The 15,607-nt window shown below is 69.0% G+C and carries 14 protein-coding genes and 2 tRNA genes; 10 read left to right on the forward strand and 6 right to left on the reverse strand.

Annotated features, from left to right (window positions below):
* Positions 1 to 19: 19 nt before the first annotated feature.
* Together gltX and IEX05_RS01350 are read left to right on the forward strand one after the other, a co-directional pair.
* Entirely contained in the window at positions 20 to 1,528 is a 1,509-nt protein-coding gene (gene gltX / locus IEX05_RS01345; RefSeq protein ID WP_188699599.1) for a glutamate--tRNA ligase, read from the forward strand.
* A gap of 93 nt (positions 1,529 to 1,621) precedes the next feature.
* Positions 1,622 to 1,693, forward strand: a tRNA-Gln gene (locus IEX05_RS01350).
* A 64-nt stretch (positions 1,694 to 1,757) separates the two neighbouring features.
* On the opposite strand, the gene IEX05_RS01355 is transcribed toward IEX05_RS01350, so the two are convergent.
* From IEX05_RS01355 to IEX05_RS01365, 3 genes are all read right to left on the reverse strand, one after another.
* On the reverse strand, positions 1,758 to 1,946 hold the full coding sequence (locus IEX05_RS01355) for a hypothetical protein (RefSeq protein WP_188699600.1): 189 nt from the start codon (positions 1,944 to 1,946) through the stop codon (positions 1,758 to 1,760).
* 11 nt (positions 1,947 to 1,957) lie between these two features.
* The gene (locus IEX05_RS01360; RefSeq protein WP_188699601.1) at positions 1,958 to 2,587 is read right to left on the reverse strand and encodes a trimeric intracellular cation channel family protein; all 630 of its coding nucleotides are present in this window, start codon (positions 2,585 to 2,587) and stop codon (positions 1,958 to 1,960) included.
* 88 nt (positions 2,588 to 2,675) lie between these two features.
* Positions 2,676 to 3,575: a universal stress protein gene (locus IEX05_RS01365; RefSeq protein ID WP_188699602.1), complete on the reverse strand. Its 900-nt coding sequence runs from the start codon at positions 3,573 to 3,575 to the stop codon at positions 2,676 to 2,678.
* Positions 3,576 to 3,806: 231 nt separating this feature from the next.
* On the opposite strand from IEX05_RS01365, the gene msrA reads away from it, so the two are divergent.
* From msrA to IEX05_RS01390, 5 genes are all read left to right on the forward strand, one after another.
* Positions 3,807 to 4,358, forward strand: a complete 552-nt coding sequence (gene msrA / locus IEX05_RS01370) for a peptide-methionine (S)-S-oxide reductase MsrA (protein WP_188699603.1) — start codon at positions 3,807 to 3,809, stop codon at positions 4,356 to 4,358.
* 82 nt (positions 4,359 to 4,440) lie between these two features.
* Positions 4,441 to 5,532 carry a Gfo/Idh/MocA family protein gene (locus IEX05_RS01375; protein ID WP_229661057.1) on the forward strand — a complete coding sequence of 364 codons (1,092 nt, stop codon included), beginning with the start codon at positions 4,441 to 4,443 and terminating at the stop codon, positions 5,530 to 5,532.
* Positions 5,533 to 5,669: 137 nt separating this feature from the next.
* Complete coding sequence (locus tag IEX05_RS01380; RefSeq protein WP_188699604.1) at positions 5,670 to 8,315, forward strand: family 78 glycoside hydrolase catalytic domain; 2,646 nt, start codon at positions 5,670 to 5,672, stop codon at positions 8,313 to 8,315.
* A gap of 34 nt (positions 8,316 to 8,349) precedes the next feature.
* Positions 8,350 to 9,621, forward strand: coding sequence for an MFS transporter (locus IEX05_RS01385; protein WP_188699605.1), 1,272 nt, complete (start codon positions 8,350 to 8,352; stop codon positions 9,619 to 9,621).
* Between the two features lie 86 nt (positions 9,622 to 9,707).
* Positions 9,708 to 10,763 (forward strand): LacI family DNA-binding transcriptional regulator, encoded by a 1,056-nt coding sequence (locus IEX05_RS01390; RefSeq protein ID WP_188699606.1) that lies wholly within the window; start codon positions 9,708 to 9,710, stop codon positions 10,761 to 10,763.
* A 23-nt stretch (positions 10,764 to 10,786) separates the two neighbouring features.
* Here IEX05_RS01390 and IEX05_RS01395 read toward each other — a convergent pair whose 3' ends face one another.
* The gene (locus IEX05_RS01395; RefSeq protein ID WP_188699607.1) at positions 10,787 to 11,536 is read right to left on the reverse strand and encodes a pyrimidine reductase family protein; all 750 of its coding nucleotides are present in this window, start codon (positions 11,534 to 11,536) and stop codon (positions 10,787 to 10,789) included.
* Between the two features lie 8 nt (positions 11,537 to 11,544).
* Positions 11,545 to 12,438: a dihydropteroate synthase gene (folP, locus tag IEX05_RS01400; protein WP_188699608.1), complete on the reverse strand. Its 894-nt coding sequence runs from the start codon at positions 12,436 to 12,438 to the stop codon at positions 11,545 to 11,547.
* Between the two features lie 130 nt (positions 12,439 to 12,568).
* Between folP and IEX05_RS01405 the strand changes: the two genes are divergently transcribed.
* The gene (locus tag IEX05_RS01405) at positions 12,569 to 13,486 is read left to right on the forward strand and encodes a diacylglycerol/lipid kinase family protein (protein ID WP_229661058.1); all 918 of its coding nucleotides are present in this window, start codon (positions 12,569 to 12,571) and stop codon (positions 13,484 to 13,486) included.
* 1 nt (position 13,487) lies between these two features.
* Here the strand turns inward: IEX05_RS01405 and IEX05_RS01410 are convergent, their stop codons facing one another.
* A complete protein-coding gene (locus IEX05_RS01410; protein WP_188699610.1) occupies positions 13,488 to 14,123 on the reverse strand; it encodes an MBL fold metallo-hydrolase in 636 nt (211 codons plus the stop codon).
* 209 nt (positions 14,124 to 14,332) lie between these two features.
* Here IEX05_RS01410 and IEX05_RS01415 point away from each other — a divergent pair.
* Together IEX05_RS01415 and IEX05_RS01420 are read left to right on the forward strand one after the other, a co-directional pair.
* Positions 14,333 to 14,405: transfer RNA gene (locus IEX05_RS01415), tRNA-Glu, on the forward strand.
* Between the two features lie 204 nt (positions 14,406 to 14,609).
* Positions 14,610 to 15,605, forward strand: coding sequence for a TerC family protein (locus tag IEX05_RS01420; RefSeq protein ID WP_188699611.1), 996 nt, complete (start codon positions 14,610 to 14,612; stop codon positions 15,603 to 15,605).
* Positions 15,606 to 15,607 lie beyond the last annotated feature (2 nt).

Raw genomic sequence — 15,607 nt, forward strand, 5'->3', positions numbered from 1 at the left:
TCGGCGTAGAATTCAGGTGATGTCTTCTGCACCTGATCCCCGCACCACAACGGCCACCGGCAGCGACGTGCGCGTCCGCTTCAGCCCGTCGCCGACCGGTACGCCGCACGTCGGCCTGATCCGCACCGCCCTGTTCAACTGGGGCTTCGCGCGCCACCACGGCGGCAAGCTCATCTTCCGCATCGAAGACACCGATGCGAACCGCGACAGCCAGGAGAGCTACGACCAGCTGATCGACGCCCTCACGTGGCTCGGCATCGACTGGGACGAGGGAGTGGAGGTCGGCGGCCCGCACGGCCCGTACCGCCAGTCGGAGCGTCACGACGTGTACCGCGATGTGCTCGCGCAACTCGTCGAGAAGGGCCTCGTCTACGAGAGCTTCTCGACCGCCGAGGAGATCGACGCCCGCAACGAGGCCAACGGCCGCGCGAAGCAGCAGGGCTACGACAACTACGACCGCGATCTGACGGACGAGCAGAAGGCCGCGTTCCGCGCCGAAGGGCGCCAGCCGGCGCTGCGCCTGAAGGTTCCCGACGAGGACATCACCTACGTCGACCTGGTGCGTGGTGAGGTGACCTTCCCCGCGGGAAGCTTCACCGACTTCGTGATCGTGCGCCCCAACGGCATCCCGCTGTACACCTTCGTGAACCCTGTCGATGACGCGCTCATGGGCGTGACCCACGTGCTCCGCGGCGAGGACCTCATGCCGTCCACGCCGCGCCAGATCGTGCTGTACCGCGCGCTGATCGAGGCGGGCGTGACGAGCTTCATCCCGCGCTTCGGGCACATGCCTCTCGTCCTCGGCGACGGCAACAAGAAGCTGTCCAAGCGCGACCCGCGCGCAGACCTGTTCCTGCAGCGCGAGAAGGGCTTCGTGCGCGAGGGGCTTCTGAACTACCTGTCGCTGCTCGGCTGGTCGATCGCCGCCGACCGCGACGTCTTCACGCTCGACGAGTTCGTGGCCGCCTTCGACATCGCGGACGTGAACCCGAACCCCGCCCGCTTCGACCAGAAGAAGGCCGAATCGATCAACGGCGACCACATTCGTCTCCTCGACGCCGACGAGTTCGCCCTCCGCCTCGTTCCGTACCTGCAGGCGTCCGGTGCGCTGGGGGAGAGCCCGACGGATGAGCAGCTCGCGCTCCTCAAGGCCGCGGCGCCGCTCGTGAAGGAGCGCATGCAGCTGCTCGGCGAGGCGGGCGGCATGCTCGGCTTCCTCTTCACCGACGAACTCGAGTACGAGGAGGAGGCCGTCACCAAGCTCTCGGACGACGCGCCGGCCGTCCTCGCCGCCAGCGCCGAGGCCCTGCGCGCGCTCGACAGCTTCGACACGGAGTCGATCCAGGCAGCCCTCTCCGCCGCGCTGATCGACGGCCTCGGCCTGAAGCCCCGCGTCGCCTACGCCTCGCCCCGCGTCGCGATCTCGGGTCGACGCGTGTCACCGCCGCTGTTCGAGTCGATGGAGCTTCTGGGCAAGGAGCGCACCATCGCGCGCCTCGAGGCACTGAAGGAACGTCTCTCGGCCTGACGGCGCGACACGCCCCGGAATCGGCATCGATTTGGGTTCAGCTCTCGACTCGCGTAAAGTAGTCATCTGTTGGCAGCGAGAGCTGAAAACCAATGGGGTATGGTGTAATTGGCAACACGGCGGTTTCTGGTTCCGTTGTTCTTGGTTCGAGTCCAGGTACCCCAGCAGTAATGACAACCCCCGGCCCATAGGGCCGGGGGTTTCTGCGTGCGTGGGCTGTGCGCCGCGGTCAGCGCACAGCCCGGACCGCGAGCATCGCGATCAGGGGGAGAATGCGCAGACTGATGGGTATGCCGACGACGTCGATAGACCCGCCCTCGTGCGCGATGTGGACGGGCGTCATAGTCATCACGGCGACCATGACGATCTGTGCCGTCACGATCGCGGCGACCGCCAGCCGAGCGTCGTGCCCGCGCACCCGACGACGGCTCAGTCACGGCGCTGTCCGGCGCGCACGAGGTGCGCGTTCGGTACGCGCCAGCTGAACTTCAGCGAGAGCAGGCGGAAGACGAGCACCGCGGCCGACACGGAGTACAGCGCGACGTCGCCGTCCCAGCCGAGTTGCCAGATCGCGACGATGAGGGCGGATCCTGCGAACGCCGGCACGGCGTAGAGGTCGCGCGGGTTGAACAGCTGCGGATCGTGATTGGCGACGACATCGCGCATGAGCCCGCCGCCGACCGCGGTCGTGACGCCCAGCAGTAGGGATGCGATTGGGTTCATGCCATGGTCGAGGGCCGTCACGGTGCCCGTCGTGCAGAAGACGGCGAGTCCCACGGCGTCGAAGATGAGGATCGTCGACCAGAAGCGCTGCACGTGGCCCGACATGAAGAACACGACGATCGCCGCGAGCACGGGCGGGATCAGGTGGATGGGCTCGTCAAAGGCGGCGGGCGGACGGCCGATGATGAGGTCGCGCACGACTCCTCCGCCGAGGCCGGTCAGCGAGCCGAGCAGGAGGGACGCGACGATGTCGAAGCCGCGCTTCGCCGCGAGCAGGCTTCCCGAGATCGCGAAGAAGAAGGTCCCCAGCAGGTCGAGGGCGAGGCCCCAGGTCATGCGCGCTCCCGTATCCGGCGTGTCCGCGCGGCACGACGCATCGCACGGTCCGGGGCCCCATTCTATCGGGCGCGGCGCGGCGCCCGTGTTACTCCGACGGGACGATCATCACGGGCCCCTCGGCGTGGAAGAGGACCGAGCGCGACACGGACCCGAGCAGCACGCTCGCCACGGCGCCCCGCCCGCGCGTCCCGAGGACCGTGAGCTGGGACGAGCGGGTCCGCCCCGCGAGGATCGTCTGGGGTGAACCGACCTCGACGACGGCCGTCACCTCGAGCCCCGGGAAGGTGGTGCGCAGCGTTTCGGCCTGCCCCCGCAGATCCTCTTCGATCTGTCCCTGCCGCACGCCAACGAGGTCGACGTCGAGCGCGGCATCCGGGTACCAGAACGTCAGTTCCTCGAACGGCGGGAGCGCCGTGACGATGTCGAGGCTGGTGCCGCGCATGGAGGCGATCGCGGCCGCCTCGTGGAGCACGCGGTCGTTCACATGCGAGCCCTCGATGGCGACCGTGATGGGACCGTCGGAGTTGAGGCGTTCGCTGACGACGATCGCGGGGCAGTGGGCGTGTGAGGCGAGGGCGACGGAGACGGATCCGAGCACACGGCCCGTGAAGCCGCCGCGGCCGCGCGTTCCGACAACCGCGAGCTGGGCCCGGCGCGAGAGTTCGACGAGCGCGCCCGCCGCGTCCCCGACCTCCGCGAGGTACTCAACCGGTCCGCGGTACTCGTGCAGCAGTCGGCGCGCCTCATCGAGGACGCCCTCCGCCGAGTTCTTGGCGATCTCGGCGTCGGCGGGCACCGCGAGCGAGCCGAGCGTCGCGTAGAACATCGTCGGGACGACGGAGGCTGTGGCGACCGTGAGTGCCATCCCGCGGCGCCCCGCTTCTGCGGCGGCGTAGGCGAGGGCGTGCTGCGCGTGCTCGGATCCGTCGAAGCCGACCAGCACACCGAGGGGGCGGTCGTGCGTCGAAGATGCGGTGGCGTTCATGATGACCTCCAGCCCGGGGCCTCCCGATTGATGCCGGAGGCGCCGACCCCGAGAACCTGCGCCTCGCGTCGTCTTCAGGCTACTCCGGATCGGCCGGTCGGCGGAAGGGGGCGCTCCGGTCGGGTGGGGCGCGCCCGGCCTGCACAGGCGGAATGAGCGAGGCCGATGAGGCGTTTGACCTGTCAGGGCCGCTTGGCGGCCGCGATGTTCGAGTACTCAGGAGGAGACCTCATGACCAGTGGAGCACAGGATACGGGCGAGATCACGCGCACGCCGGGCATGGAGACGGCCGTCCTCGCGGGCGGGTGTTTCTGGGGGATGGAGGACCTCATCCGCCGGCAGCCGGGGGTCATCAGCACGCGCGTCGGCTATGCGGGTGGCGAGAACGACCACCCGACGTACCGCAACCACCCCGGCCACGCCGAGGCGGTCGAGATCGTCTTCGACCCGACGCAGACCACGTACCGCGACATCCTCGCCTTCTTCTTCCAGATTCACGATCCGTCCACGCTCAATCGCCAGGGCAACGACATCGGTTCGAGCTACCGCTCGGCGATCTTCCCCCTGAGCGCCGAACAGGAACGCGTCGCCCGGGACACGATCGCCGATGTCGACGCATCCGGCCTGTGGCCCGGAAAGGCCGTCACCACGATCGAGCCGGAGGGGCCCTTCTGGGAGGCGGAGCCGGAGCATCAGGACTACCTGCTGCGTTACCCCAACGGATACACCTGTCATTTCCCGCGCGCGGGCTGGGTGTTGCCGAAGCGCGACGAGGCGGTCTGACCGCTCGTTTTGACGCCCCACGCGGCCGCTCGGTAGATTCCTTGCAGAATCCATCTGCAATGAAGCACTGAGAGGGGCTGCCGTGGGCACGCCTGAATCCTTCCTCCGCGTCGGCGTGATCGGCTGCGGAAACATCGTCGAGCAGTACCTTCGTACCCTGCCGCACCTCAGCCGCGTGCGCCTCGTCGCGGCCGCCGACCTCGACCCCGCACGCGCGGAGCAGGTCGCGGCGCGGGTGCCCGGCGCGCGGGCGCTGACGGTCGACGAACTCATCGCCGACCCCGATGTCGACCTCGTTCTGAACCTCACTATCCCGGCGGCGCACCACGACATTGCGCTGCGCGCGATCGCCGCGGGCAAGCACGTATACGGGGAGAAGCCTCTCGCCGACACGGTCGAGCACGCGGTCGACGTGCTCGCGGCCGCCAAGGCGGCCGGTGTGACCGTCGGCGCCGCGCCGGACACGGTGCTGGGGCCCGGCATCCAGACGGCGCGCAGGGCGGTCGACGACGGGCTGATCGGGCGACCGATCTCCGCGACGGCGACGATGGCGACGGCCGGACACGAGCGCTGGCACCCGAATCCCGATTTCTATTACCAGCCGGGTGGCGGGCCGCTCCTCGACATGGGTCCGTACTACGTCACCGCGCTAGTCAGCCTGCTCGGGCCCGTCACGTCGGTGGTCGGCGCCGCGAGTCGACTGCGCGACGAGCGCGTGATCGGATCCGGCGCTCGCGCGGGGGAACGGATCCCCGTCGCGGTCGACACGCACGTGACCGGCGTTCTCGTGCATGCCTCCGGTGCCCTGTCGACGATCACCATGTCGTTCGACACGGTCGCGTCCGCCGCCTCGCGGATCGAGATCCACGGCGAGAGCGGTTCCCTGATCGTGCCGGATCCCAACCAGTTCGACGGCGAGACCCGCCTGAAGGTCCTCGGCGACGAAGAGTGGCGCGTGCTCGAGCAGTTCGCGGGGTACGTCGGTGCCGAGCGCGGCATCGGACTGGAGGATCTCGCGATGGAGGGCGCATCCCTCCGGGCGAGCGGCGCGCTCGCCTTTCACGTGCTGGAGGTGATGGAGTCTCTCCTCGAATCGGCCCACTCGGGTCGAGCGATCGCGATCGAGAGCACCTGCGAGCGACCGGCGCCCGTACCGCTCACGCGCATCGCCTGACCGCTCACACGGCCCCCGCTTCGGCGGGGGCCGTTTCGCGTGGTCACAGGCTCCCGATGGTGGGAGCGAGGGTTGTCCTCTTCGCAGCGTTTGATGCGTTACAATTGAAGCGCTTCAAATACTGATGGAGGACACAGATGTCACGTTCCACGAGCTCGCGCGTCGCCGAGGTCCGCGCGGGCGGCAGGGGAGCCCCCCGATTCGCGTCGACCGCCGCACCGTCGCTGAGCTGGAGGGTCGAGTCCGATGCCGACGGCTGGGCGCAGGCGCGCGCCGTCCTCGAGGCTCGCCGAGGCGGAGAGATCGAGCGGCACGAGTTCGAGGGAAACGAGAGCGTGGCCCTCGCATGGCCCTTCGCTCCGGTGCGCGCCTACGAGCGCATGGAGATCCGGGTGACGCCGACCGGAGTCGACGGGGCCGAGCTCGCACCGAGCGATTGGACTCCCGTGGAGGCCGGCCCGCTGTCGCCTGCCGACTGGAACGCGTCGTTCGTCGCGGCGGCCGACGACGCCTCCGGCTCGTCTCCGGATCCCGCGACGGTGCGCGACGGCGCCTCGGCGGACGACGTCCGGGCGGCGCTCCTCGCGGACGGCCCGGACCGTGAGACCAGTCGCTTCCGGCGGGAACTCACGATCGCCCGGCCGGTCGCACGCGCCGTCCTCTCGTACACGGCCCACGGGGTCGTCGAGCTCAGCATCGACGGCGAGCCCGTCTCCGAGGAGCTCCTCGCGCCGGGATGGACCTCGTACCGTGACCTCCTGCACTTCTCCACGGTGGACGTGACCGATCGCCTCTCCGAGGGAGCCCATGTCATCGGCGCCTGGGTGGGGCCGGGATGGTACGCCGAGTACTTCGGGTTCGACGGCGACTTCGCCCGCACGTGGCGCGGCGCCCGCGCTCTGTCCGCGCAGCTGCGCATCGAGTACGCCGACGGAAGCACGGAGACCATCGGCACGGACGACTCGTGGACGGCGACGACCCGTGGTCCGATCCGCTTCGCGAGCGTCTATCAGGGCGAGCGCTTCGACGCGCGCCTGGCGGACGGCGGCCTCAGCGTAGGAGAGGAGCTTCCCGGCGCGGCGCCCGCGATCGTCGTCGATGCGGATCCCGCCCGTTTGCGCCCCGCGAGCGCGCCGCCCGTGCGCGTGACGGAGCGCCGCGAGGTCGCCGCCGTGGTCCCGAGCGCGTCGGGGGAGCCGATCCTCGACTTCGGGCAGAACCTGGTCGGTCGGCTCCGCATCCGGGTGCGAGGAGAGGCCGGCACGACGATCCGGATCCGCCACGCGGAGGTCCTGGAACGCGACGAACTGGGAGTGCGCCCCTTGCGCTTCGCAGCGGCGAGCGACGAGTACACCCTGGCGGGTGGCGGCGTGGAGGAGTGGGCGCCGCGGTTCACCTTCCACGGGTTCCGCTACGCGCAGATCACCGGCATCGACGCCGGGGCCGTCGACGTCGTCGCGGAGGTGATCCAGAGCGGCCTCGTGCGCACGGGCTGGCTCGAGACCGACGTGGCCGAGATCAACCGCCTGCACGAGAACGTCGTATGGAGCACGCGAGGGAACTTCGTGTCCATTCCCTCGGACTGCCCGCAGCGCGACGAGCGCCTCGGATGGACGGGCGACATCCAGGTCTTCGCCGACACGGCGGGATTCCTCTTCGACACGCAGGCCTTCCTCGGCTCGTGGATGGACAGCGTCGCGGCCGATCAGGCCCGGCTCGGCGGCATTGGGCCGCTGTATGTTCCGCTCATCGAGCAGAACCTGTTCCCGCCCGCCCCGATCGCGGCGTGGGGTGACGTGACGACGGTCGTGCCGTCGGTGCTGTATCGCCAGTTCGGCGATCGCACGCTGCTCGCGCGCCAGTACCCCGGCATGCGCGCGTGGCTCGACGTGATCCGTCGCGAGAGCGTCGACGGCCTGTGGGAGTCGGGCATGCAGCTGGCCGACTGGCTCGACCCGACGGCCCCGCCGGAGCGCCCCTTCGAGGCCAAGACCGATCCGTACCTCGTGGCGACGGCCTACGCGTATCGCTCCGCCGCGCTGGTCGCGGAGGCGGCGTCCATTCTCGGATACGACGCCGATGCGGCCGAGGCCGCCGCCTTCGCGGAGGAGGTACGGCGGGCGTTCCAGCGCGCCTACGTCACCCCGGCGGGTCGGATGATGTCCGACAGCCAGACCGCATACGCCCTCGGCCTGGTCTTCGGCCTCCTGCCGGACGACGCCGTCTCCGCCGCGGGCGAGCGCCTCGCGGCCATCGTCGCGCGCGGGGGCCACCGCATCGGCACGGGCTTCGTCGGCACGCCCATCATCTCGGACGCGCTCACGATGTCGGGACACCGCGCGACGGCCCAGGCGATGCTGCAGACGTCCGAACAGCCCAGCTGGCTCTATCCGGTCTCGATGGGCGCGACGACGATCTGGGAGCGGTGGGACTCGATGCTGCCCGACGGCAGCATCAACCCGGGCGAGATGACAAGCTTCAATCACTACGCGCTCGGCGCCGTCGCCGACTGGCTGCACCGCGACGTCGGCGGCATCGCGCCGCTCGCCCCCGCGTGGCAGAGCTTCCTCGTGCGTCCGCGCGCGGGGCTCGCCTCGCGTGCGACGGCCCGACTCGACTCGCTCTTCGGCGAGATCCGGGTCGAATGGGTCGCGACGGATCCGGGGGCGGGCGAAGAATCGCCGCTTCGGGCGACCGTCGTCGTCCCCCCGAACACGACCGCCGTCATCGATCTCCCCGGCCGGCAGCCGGTCGAGGTCGGGGCCGGCACGCACACCTTCTAAATCCTCAGTTTCGTTCGTTCGAAGGAGAACCCCTATGTCCACGACACGTTCCGCGACCCGCCACGCCTGGTGGGTGGCCTTCCTCTCCGGCATGGTGTCCTATCTCGACGCCGGCGCCATCGTCACGACGGGTACCGCGCTCGTTCTCTACAGCGAGGAGTTCGGATTCGGCATTGAGACGATCGCGCCGCTGTCGTCGATCCTCACCTTCTCGATCGCCGTCGGCGCACTGATCGGCGGTCGCCTCGGCGACCGCTTCGGCCGCCGCCGCATCTTCATCATCACGCTGACCCTGTTCGCGATCGGGGCGGCGGTGCTGACCTTCGCGCCCGGGACCGCGTGGCTCTACCCGGGCATCATTCTCCTCGGCTTCGCCGCCGGAGCTGACCTGCCGGTATCGATGTCGATGATCGCCGAGGCCGCCACCGATGAGAACCGCGGAAAGCTCGTCTCGTTTACCCACATCCTCTGGATGGGCGGCGTCATCGCCGTCAACCTGCTGGGCGCGCTCTTCGGCGGACTCGGCGCCGTCGCCGGCCGCATCCTCTACGGTCACCTGCTCGTCATCGCGATCGTCGTGCTCGTGCTGCGCCTGCAGCTGCCCGAGTCGAAGGCGTGGCAGACCACGGCCACGCTCATGGCGGTGAACCCCGAGATGCGGGGGCTCCGTGCACTCAAGCCGCTGCTATCGCGTCGCTACATGTCGGCCCTGATCGCGACCGGGGTCTTCTACGCGCTCGTGAACATCGCCGCGAATATCAACGGCCAGTTCTCGACCTACATGTTCACGACCGTCGCCGGGGCGACGGTGTCGACCGCCTCCACGATCGGGCTCATCGTCACGATCGTCAGCACCGTGTCGCTCCTGCTCCTGATGCGCGTCGTCGACGGCAGCCACCGCATGATGTGGTTCGTCATCATGGCCGCGCTCAGTCTCGTCGCGTTCATGATCCCCGCGACGATCGGCGTCACGGTGCTGACGCTCGTCATCTTCGGCGTGCTCTACTCGATCGGTGGCGCGGTCGCGGGCGAACCCATGTACAAGGTGTGGTCGCAGGAGCTGTTCCCGACCTCGCACCGGGCGACGGCCCAGGGCATCACGATTGCCTTCACCCGCATCGTCGCGGCGCTCGTCGGCCTCTACATCCCCTCGCTCATCGCGTTCGGGCCGTCGAGCATCTACTACCTGATGGCGGCGACGAGCATCGTGGCGTTCGTGATCGGCATCTTCTGGATCGGCCGCATGCCGAAGGCGACAGACGACGACCCTGCGCTGCGCGCGGAGGGCGAGTCCGTCTCGGCCTGACCCCGGGGAATCCGTCCGCGCCCGGCGCCTGTGTTAGCGTGAATCGCTTCGCCTGCGTCGGGCGCTGGCGCGTATGAGGAGGAGAAATGTCGAGCCCCCAGCCGCGTGCCACGGTCACGATGAGCGACGTCGCCAAGGCCGCCCAGGTTTCGCTCGGTACGGTGTCGAACGTGCTCAACCACCCGGAGCGCGTGCGGAGCGAGGTGCGCGAGCGGGTGCTCGCCACGATCACCCGCCTCGGCTACGTGCGCAACAGCGCGGCGCGCACACTCGCGGCCGGCGGCAGCAACACCGTCGGCTACGTGATGGTCGACATCGCCAACTCGCTCTACACCGACGTCGCCCGCGGCGCGGAGGACGTCACCTCGTCGTCGGGCATGTACCTCGTCGCCGCCAATGCCGGCGTCCGTGGCGGAACGCCGCGGCAGGCGGCATACATCGACCACTTCATCGAGGACCAGCTGCAGGGGATCCTCCTCGCGGTGTTCGATAACGACGTGTCCGGAGCGGAGCGCATCCGCCGGGCGGGCGGCCGCGTCGTCCTGCTCGATGTCGCGACCGATGTCGATGTCGACGCGTGCACGGTGCGGATCGATTACGAGCTCTCCGGGTACCTCGCCGCCGAGCACCTGCTTCGTCAGGGCCGACGGCGGCTGGCCTTCGTCGGCGGCCTGCGCGAGATCCATGCTGTCGCTCGGCGCCTCGCCGGGGCCGAGCGCGCCGTCGCGGAGCACGGCGGCGCATCGATCGAGTTCCTCCCCAGCGGCGACCTGCAGGCCGAGGACGGCCGCGCGATCGCGCACCGCATCGCCTCGCGGAGCCGCGCCGAAGCGCCCGATGGCATCGTGGCGGCGGCGGATCTCGTCGCGACGGGGCTCATGCAGGCGCTGCTGCCCGAGGGCTTCCGCTTCCCGCAGGACATCGCCCTGATCGCGTGCGACGACAATCAGTCGGGGCGGGACAACGCGGTCCCGCTCTCGACGATCGATCTGCCGGGCTACGCCGTCGGCCAGGCCGGCATGAACCTCCTCCTGGACGAGATCCGCAATCCCGAACACGTGCATCGCCGCGTCGTCCTCGCCCCCGGCCTGAGCGCTCGCGAAAGCTCCGTCGGTCGAGAGCGAGTCGGTCGAGAGCGGTAGCTGCGGCGGCGCCGAGCGCGGAGTCAGCCCTCTCGCGTGGCGTACCTCAGCAGCAGTTCGTCACCGGCACGCAGCACCCCCAGGAGGCGGAGCGGGGTGGGGGTCGCGCCCGACGACGCCGCGATCCGCCGCGCCGTGCCGCCCTCGAGCGTGGGCGCGACGGTGAGGCAGAGCTCATCGACGATGCCCGCCGCGAGGGCGGCGCCGAACAGGCTCGGGCCCCCTTCGCTGTGGATCCGCGTGAGCCCGCGCGCCGCGAGGTCGGCGCGGACGGCCCCCAGGTCCACGTCGTCCTCACCGACGATCACGACCTCGGCGACCCGCTCGAGCGCCGAGCGCCGCGCGAGCGGCGCCGAGGCGATCGTGTAGACGAGCGGTTGCACGGGTGCGTCGGCGAATACCGGTGATTCCGGATCCAGCTCCGCCGAGCGCGTCACGAGAGCGAACACCGGATGCGGGGGCAGCCCCTGGCTCTCGCGCCAGGCCACGTCGGCCCCGCCCAGTCGCATCGCGTCGTAGCCCTCCGCGCGAACCGTGCCCGCGGCGACGAGCACCGCGTGGGCGGGGCGGCGGAGCAAGTCGAAGACGCGGTGATCCGCGTCGTCGCCGAGCCCGCCGGAAAGCCCCTCGCGCGTCGCTGCGCCGTCGGCACTTGACACGAAGTTCATGCGCAGCCAGGTCCGGCCCTCCGGGAAGGCGTATGCGGCGAGCAGCATCTCGTCGTCGAGCGCGGTGCCCGGATCCGGCCAGATCCGATCGATGCGGGTGGTCATCGGCGCTCCTAGACGTTGTGGGTCGGGTGAGTGTTGTGCTCGAGGCGCACGGGCTCGCGCCACCCCATGATCGCCTCGATCATGCGGGCCGCGTCCACCGACGCGGGCACGTCGTGCATCCGCAGGATCCGCGCGCCCCGCTCGACGCACATCACCATCGCCGCGAGCGATCCCGCGAGCCGGTGCTGCTTCTCGCGATCGACGACCTCTCCGACGAAGTCCTTGTTCGACACGGCCGCGAGCAGGGGAAGTCCGATGTCGGCGATCTCGTCGAGTCGACGGGTGAGCTCGAGGGAATGCAGCGTGTTCTTGTCGAGGTCGTGACCGGGATCGATGAGGATCCGATCGCGGGGAATGCCCGCGGCGACGGCGCGCTCCACGCGTTCGACGAGGAAGGCCCGCACCTCCGCCACGACGTCGTCGAAGTGCGCCGCCGGCTTCTCCACGCGCGGGGGCCCCACGCTGTGCGTCACGACGATGTGCGCGCCGGTTCGCGCGATGACCGACGCCATATCCGGGTCGCCGAGCCCGCTCGTGTCATTGATGACGGCCGCACCCGCGTCGATCGCCGCCGCCGCGACGGCGGCCTTGTTCGTGTCGACGGAGATCACCACATCGCTTTGTCGGGCGAGCTCCGCGACGACGGGCGCGACGCGATCGATCTCCTCGTTCGTCGACACGGCCGGACCTCGACCGAACGGCACGCCCCCGATGTCCACCCAGTCCGCGCCCGCGTCGGCCGCGCGGATCGACGCCTCGACGGCCCGGTCGAGCGCGAAGGTCGCGCCCTGGTCGAAGAACGAATCCGGTGTGCGGTTGATGACCGCCATGACGGCGATCTGCCGCGAGAAGTCGAACTCTCGCCGTCCGATCCGGTGCACATACGCGGGGACTGGGAACATCGGTGCTCGCTTCCTGCCATGACGGCCTCACCTCGATGATATTGACCGGAAGCGGCGGTTCGTCGTTGGGCCCGAATACACTGTGGTCACCGCCCGCGAGAGCCGTGCGGCGGCGCGAAGGAGAGCGATCGTGACGACCACCCGCATCGGCATCGTGTTCAACCCCTCGAAGGGCGAGACGGACGCGCTCAAGGCTGCCGTCGCGGTCGAGGTCGAGCTTCCCGTGACGTGGCATGAGACGAGCGTCGACGACCCGGGCGTGTCGGCCACGCGCGACGCGCTCGACGCGGGCGCGGATCTCGTCATCGCGGCGGGTGGCGACGGCACGGTGAGGGCGGTCGCCGAACACCTCGCCGATTCGGGGGCGACCGCAGAGCTCGGGGTCGTCCCGCTCGGAACGGGCAATCTTCTCGCGCGCAACCTCGGCATCCCCCTCGGAGACATCTCCGCGGCGCTCCGGCGGGCGCTCGGATCCGAGCCCCGCACGATCGATATCGGATGGGCCGACACGGGATCCGAGCGCCGCGCATTCGCCGTGATGGCGGGCTTCGGCATCGACGCGCACATGATCGCCGAGACCAATGACGACCTCAAGGACAAGGCGGGGTGGATCGCGTACGTCGAGTCCCTGGGCCGCGCCCTGTCGGCCAGCACCGTCCTGCGCCTCGACCTCACGATCGACGGCGAACAGCGCGAGGTCGACGCGCACACGCTCATCGTGGGCAATTGCGGAACGCTGCAGGGCGGTTTCACCCTGCTGCCCGATGCCGACCCGTCCGACGGAGAGCTCGACCTCGTGATCCTCGATGCCGCGGGCGTGAGCGGCTGGGCCGACACCGTCAAGAACATGGTGTGGGATAACGGGATCGCGCGCCTGTGGAGCAAGGCGGACGAAGCCGCGAGCACCGACAGCGTCACGCATGCGCGCGTCACCTCGCTCGAGCTCGCCCTCGACGGGCCTCGGATCTTCGAGGTCGACGGCGACGAGCTGGGCGAGGTGACGCGCGTGCGGATCGAGGTGCAGGCGGGGGCGCTGCGCGTGCGGTGACTCAGATGTCGAGCGACTCGCCCGGCTCCAGTGGGTGGAAGGTGCCGCCACTCCGCTGGGTGGCCCAGTCGAGGCGCGCGGTGTGCATCGCGAGGCCGGCGGGGGAGAGCGTCGCCTCGTGGATCGGGAAGGCGTGGCGAGGAGCGACCTCGAGGACGTAGTCCATCGCCTCGCCGATCTTGAGCCACGGGGCGCCGACGGGTGCCGCAAGAACCTCGACGTCGATGCCGTCGGGGACCGCGTACGAGTCGCCGGGGTAGTAGAGCGATCCGTTCACGAGTACGCCGACGTTGTCTACGGGCGGGATCGAGGAATGGATCTCGTTGTGCGTGCCACCGAAGAAGCTCAGCGAGAAGGAACCGACGGAGACGGAATCGCCGGGCCGCACCACCGTGACGTCGACCGGTGCCGCCTCGGCGACGGCCGTGGTGCTGAAGAAGAGCGCGCGGGGGAACTCTCGGGCGATTCGCTTCAGGTGATCGGGCGTCCAGTGATCGGGATGCTCGTGAGTGATCACGACGCCGACCACGTTGCCGAGGTCGCCCAGGCTCTCGCTGAAGCTTCCCGGGTCGATGATGAGGCTCTCCCCGGAGTTCCGAACGGTCAGTCGCGCGTGTTCGTGCTTGATGATCTGCATGGGACAACTCTTCCACTGAACTTCGCCGTTGAGGCTTCCCTCCGGGCGGGAAATGGAATACGCTCTGACCAGCCAGACACGCCCGGGTGCCGCGCAGGGCGGTGCTCGATTTTGTCCTGCGTGCAGATCGTGCGTATAGTTATCTATGTCGCCGCGGGAGACGCGGAGACAGAAAGAACTTCGGTTCTGGTTCATAACCAAAAAGATGCGGCCCCATCGTATAGCGGCCTAGTACGCTGGCCTCTCACGCCGGTAACGCGGGTTCGAATCCCGCTGGGGTCACCGCAGAAACGAAAGCCTGGACGTCACCGTCCAGGCTTTCGTCGTATTCGCGCGCCGTCGCGTAGACTGGCTCGCGCGAGAGGGAGTATCCCGAGACCGCGCGCAACGTCAGCACGAGCACCATCGAAGAGGCTCCGGGCGCACGGCGCATCATCCGGTGCGGGGAGAGACTTTCGGCAGTTACGAGCGCCCGAAAGGCTTGCTTTGGAAATTCCCGTTGCTTTCGAGGTCGGATCCCTGATCGTCCTCGTCCTGATCCTTGCGGCAGACCTGCTGCTCGTGATCAAGCGCCCTCACATCCCGTCGACGAAGGAATCCGCGCTGTGGGTCGCGTTCTACGTGACGCTGGCGCTGCTCTTCGCTGTCACGCTGTGGCTCGTCGGAGACACGAACCACGCGCTGGAGTTCGTCAGCGGATGGCTGACGGAGTACAGCCTGTCGATCGACAACCTGTTCGTCTTCGTCCTGATCATGAGCCAGTTCGCCGTGCCGAGGAAGTATCAGCAGGAAGTGCTGATGGTCGGCATCATCATCGCCCTGGTGCTGCGAGCAGGGTTCATCATGATCGGCGCCGTCCTGATCGAGCAGCTCAGCTGGATCTTCTACATCTTCGGAGCATTCCTCGTCTACACCGCCCTGAAGCAGGTGTTCGAGAAGGAGGAGCACGGCGGCGACGCGAAGGCCGAGTCGTTCATCGTGCGCACGCTGCGGCGGTTCATCCCGATCCACGACGAGTACGACGGCTCCAAGATCCGCACCGTCGTGGGCGGCAAGAAGATGCTCACGCCGATGGTGATCGTCTTCATCTCGATCGGTGTGACGGACCTCATCTTCGCAATCGATTCGATCCCCGCCATCTTCGGCATCACCCAGGTGCCGTTCCTCGTCTTCGCGGCGAACCTCTTCGCGCTCATGGGCCTGCGCCAGCTGTACTTCCTGCTGGGTGACCTGCTCGACAAGCTGCGCTATCTCAAGTTCGGCGTCGCGTTTATCCTCGCGTTCATCGGCGTGAAGCTCGTCTTCCACGCGATGCACGTGAACGAACTGCCGTTCATCAACGGCGGGCACCACATCGAGTGGGCTCCCGAGATCAGCAACTGGACCTCGCTCGGCGTGATCGTCGCCTCGATCGTCGTGTCGACGGTCGCGAGCCTCATCGCGAACCGGGTCGAGTCGAAGCGCGCCGTGCAGGAGAAATGACG

This window comes from Microbacterium nanhaiense, assembly GCF_014646015.1.
Classification (GTDB): Bacteria; Actinomycetota; Actinomycetes; order Actinomycetales; family Microbacteriaceae; genus Microbacterium; species Microbacterium nanhaiense.

Excerpts from the sequence above, each read along its gene's own strand:
- gltX (WP_188699599.1), top strand. The coding sequence starts at position 20 with ATGTCTTCTGCACCTGATCCCCGCACCACAACGGCCACCGGCAGCGAC.
- IEX05_RS01360 (WP_188699601.1), bottom strand. The coding sequence starts at position 2,587 with ATGACCTGGGGCCTCGCCCTCGACCTGCTGGGGACCTTCTTCTTCGCG.
- IEX05_RS01365 (WP_188699602.1), bottom strand. The coding sequence starts at position 3,575 with ATGAACGCCACCGCATCTTCGACGCACGACCGCCCCCTCGGTGTGCTG.
- msrA (WP_188699603.1), top strand. The coding sequence starts at position 3,807 with ATGACCAGTGGAGCACAGGATACGGGCGAGATCACGCGCACGCCGGGC.
- IEX05_RS01380 (WP_188699604.1), top strand. The coding sequence starts at position 5,670 with ATGTCACGTTCCACGAGCTCGCGCGTCGCCGAGGTCCGCGCGGGCGGC.
- IEX05_RS01385 (WP_188699605.1), top strand. The coding sequence starts at position 8,350 with ATGTCCACGACACGTTCCGCGACCCGCCACGCCTGGTGGGTGGCCTTC.
- IEX05_RS01390 (WP_188699606.1), top strand. The coding sequence starts at position 9,708 with ATGTCGAGCCCCCAGCCGCGTGCCACGGTCACGATGAGCGACGTCGCC.
- IEX05_RS01395 (WP_188699607.1), bottom strand. The coding sequence starts at position 11,536 with ATGACCACCCGCATCGATCGGATCTGGCCGGATCCGGGCACCGCGCTC.
- folP (WP_188699608.1), bottom strand. The coding sequence starts at position 12,438 with ATGTTCCCAGTCCCCGCGTATGTGCACCGGATCGGACGGCGAGAGTTC.
- IEX05_RS01410 (WP_188699610.1), bottom strand. The coding sequence starts at position 14,123 with ATGCAGATCATCAAGCACGAACACGCGCGACTGACCGTTCGGAACTCC.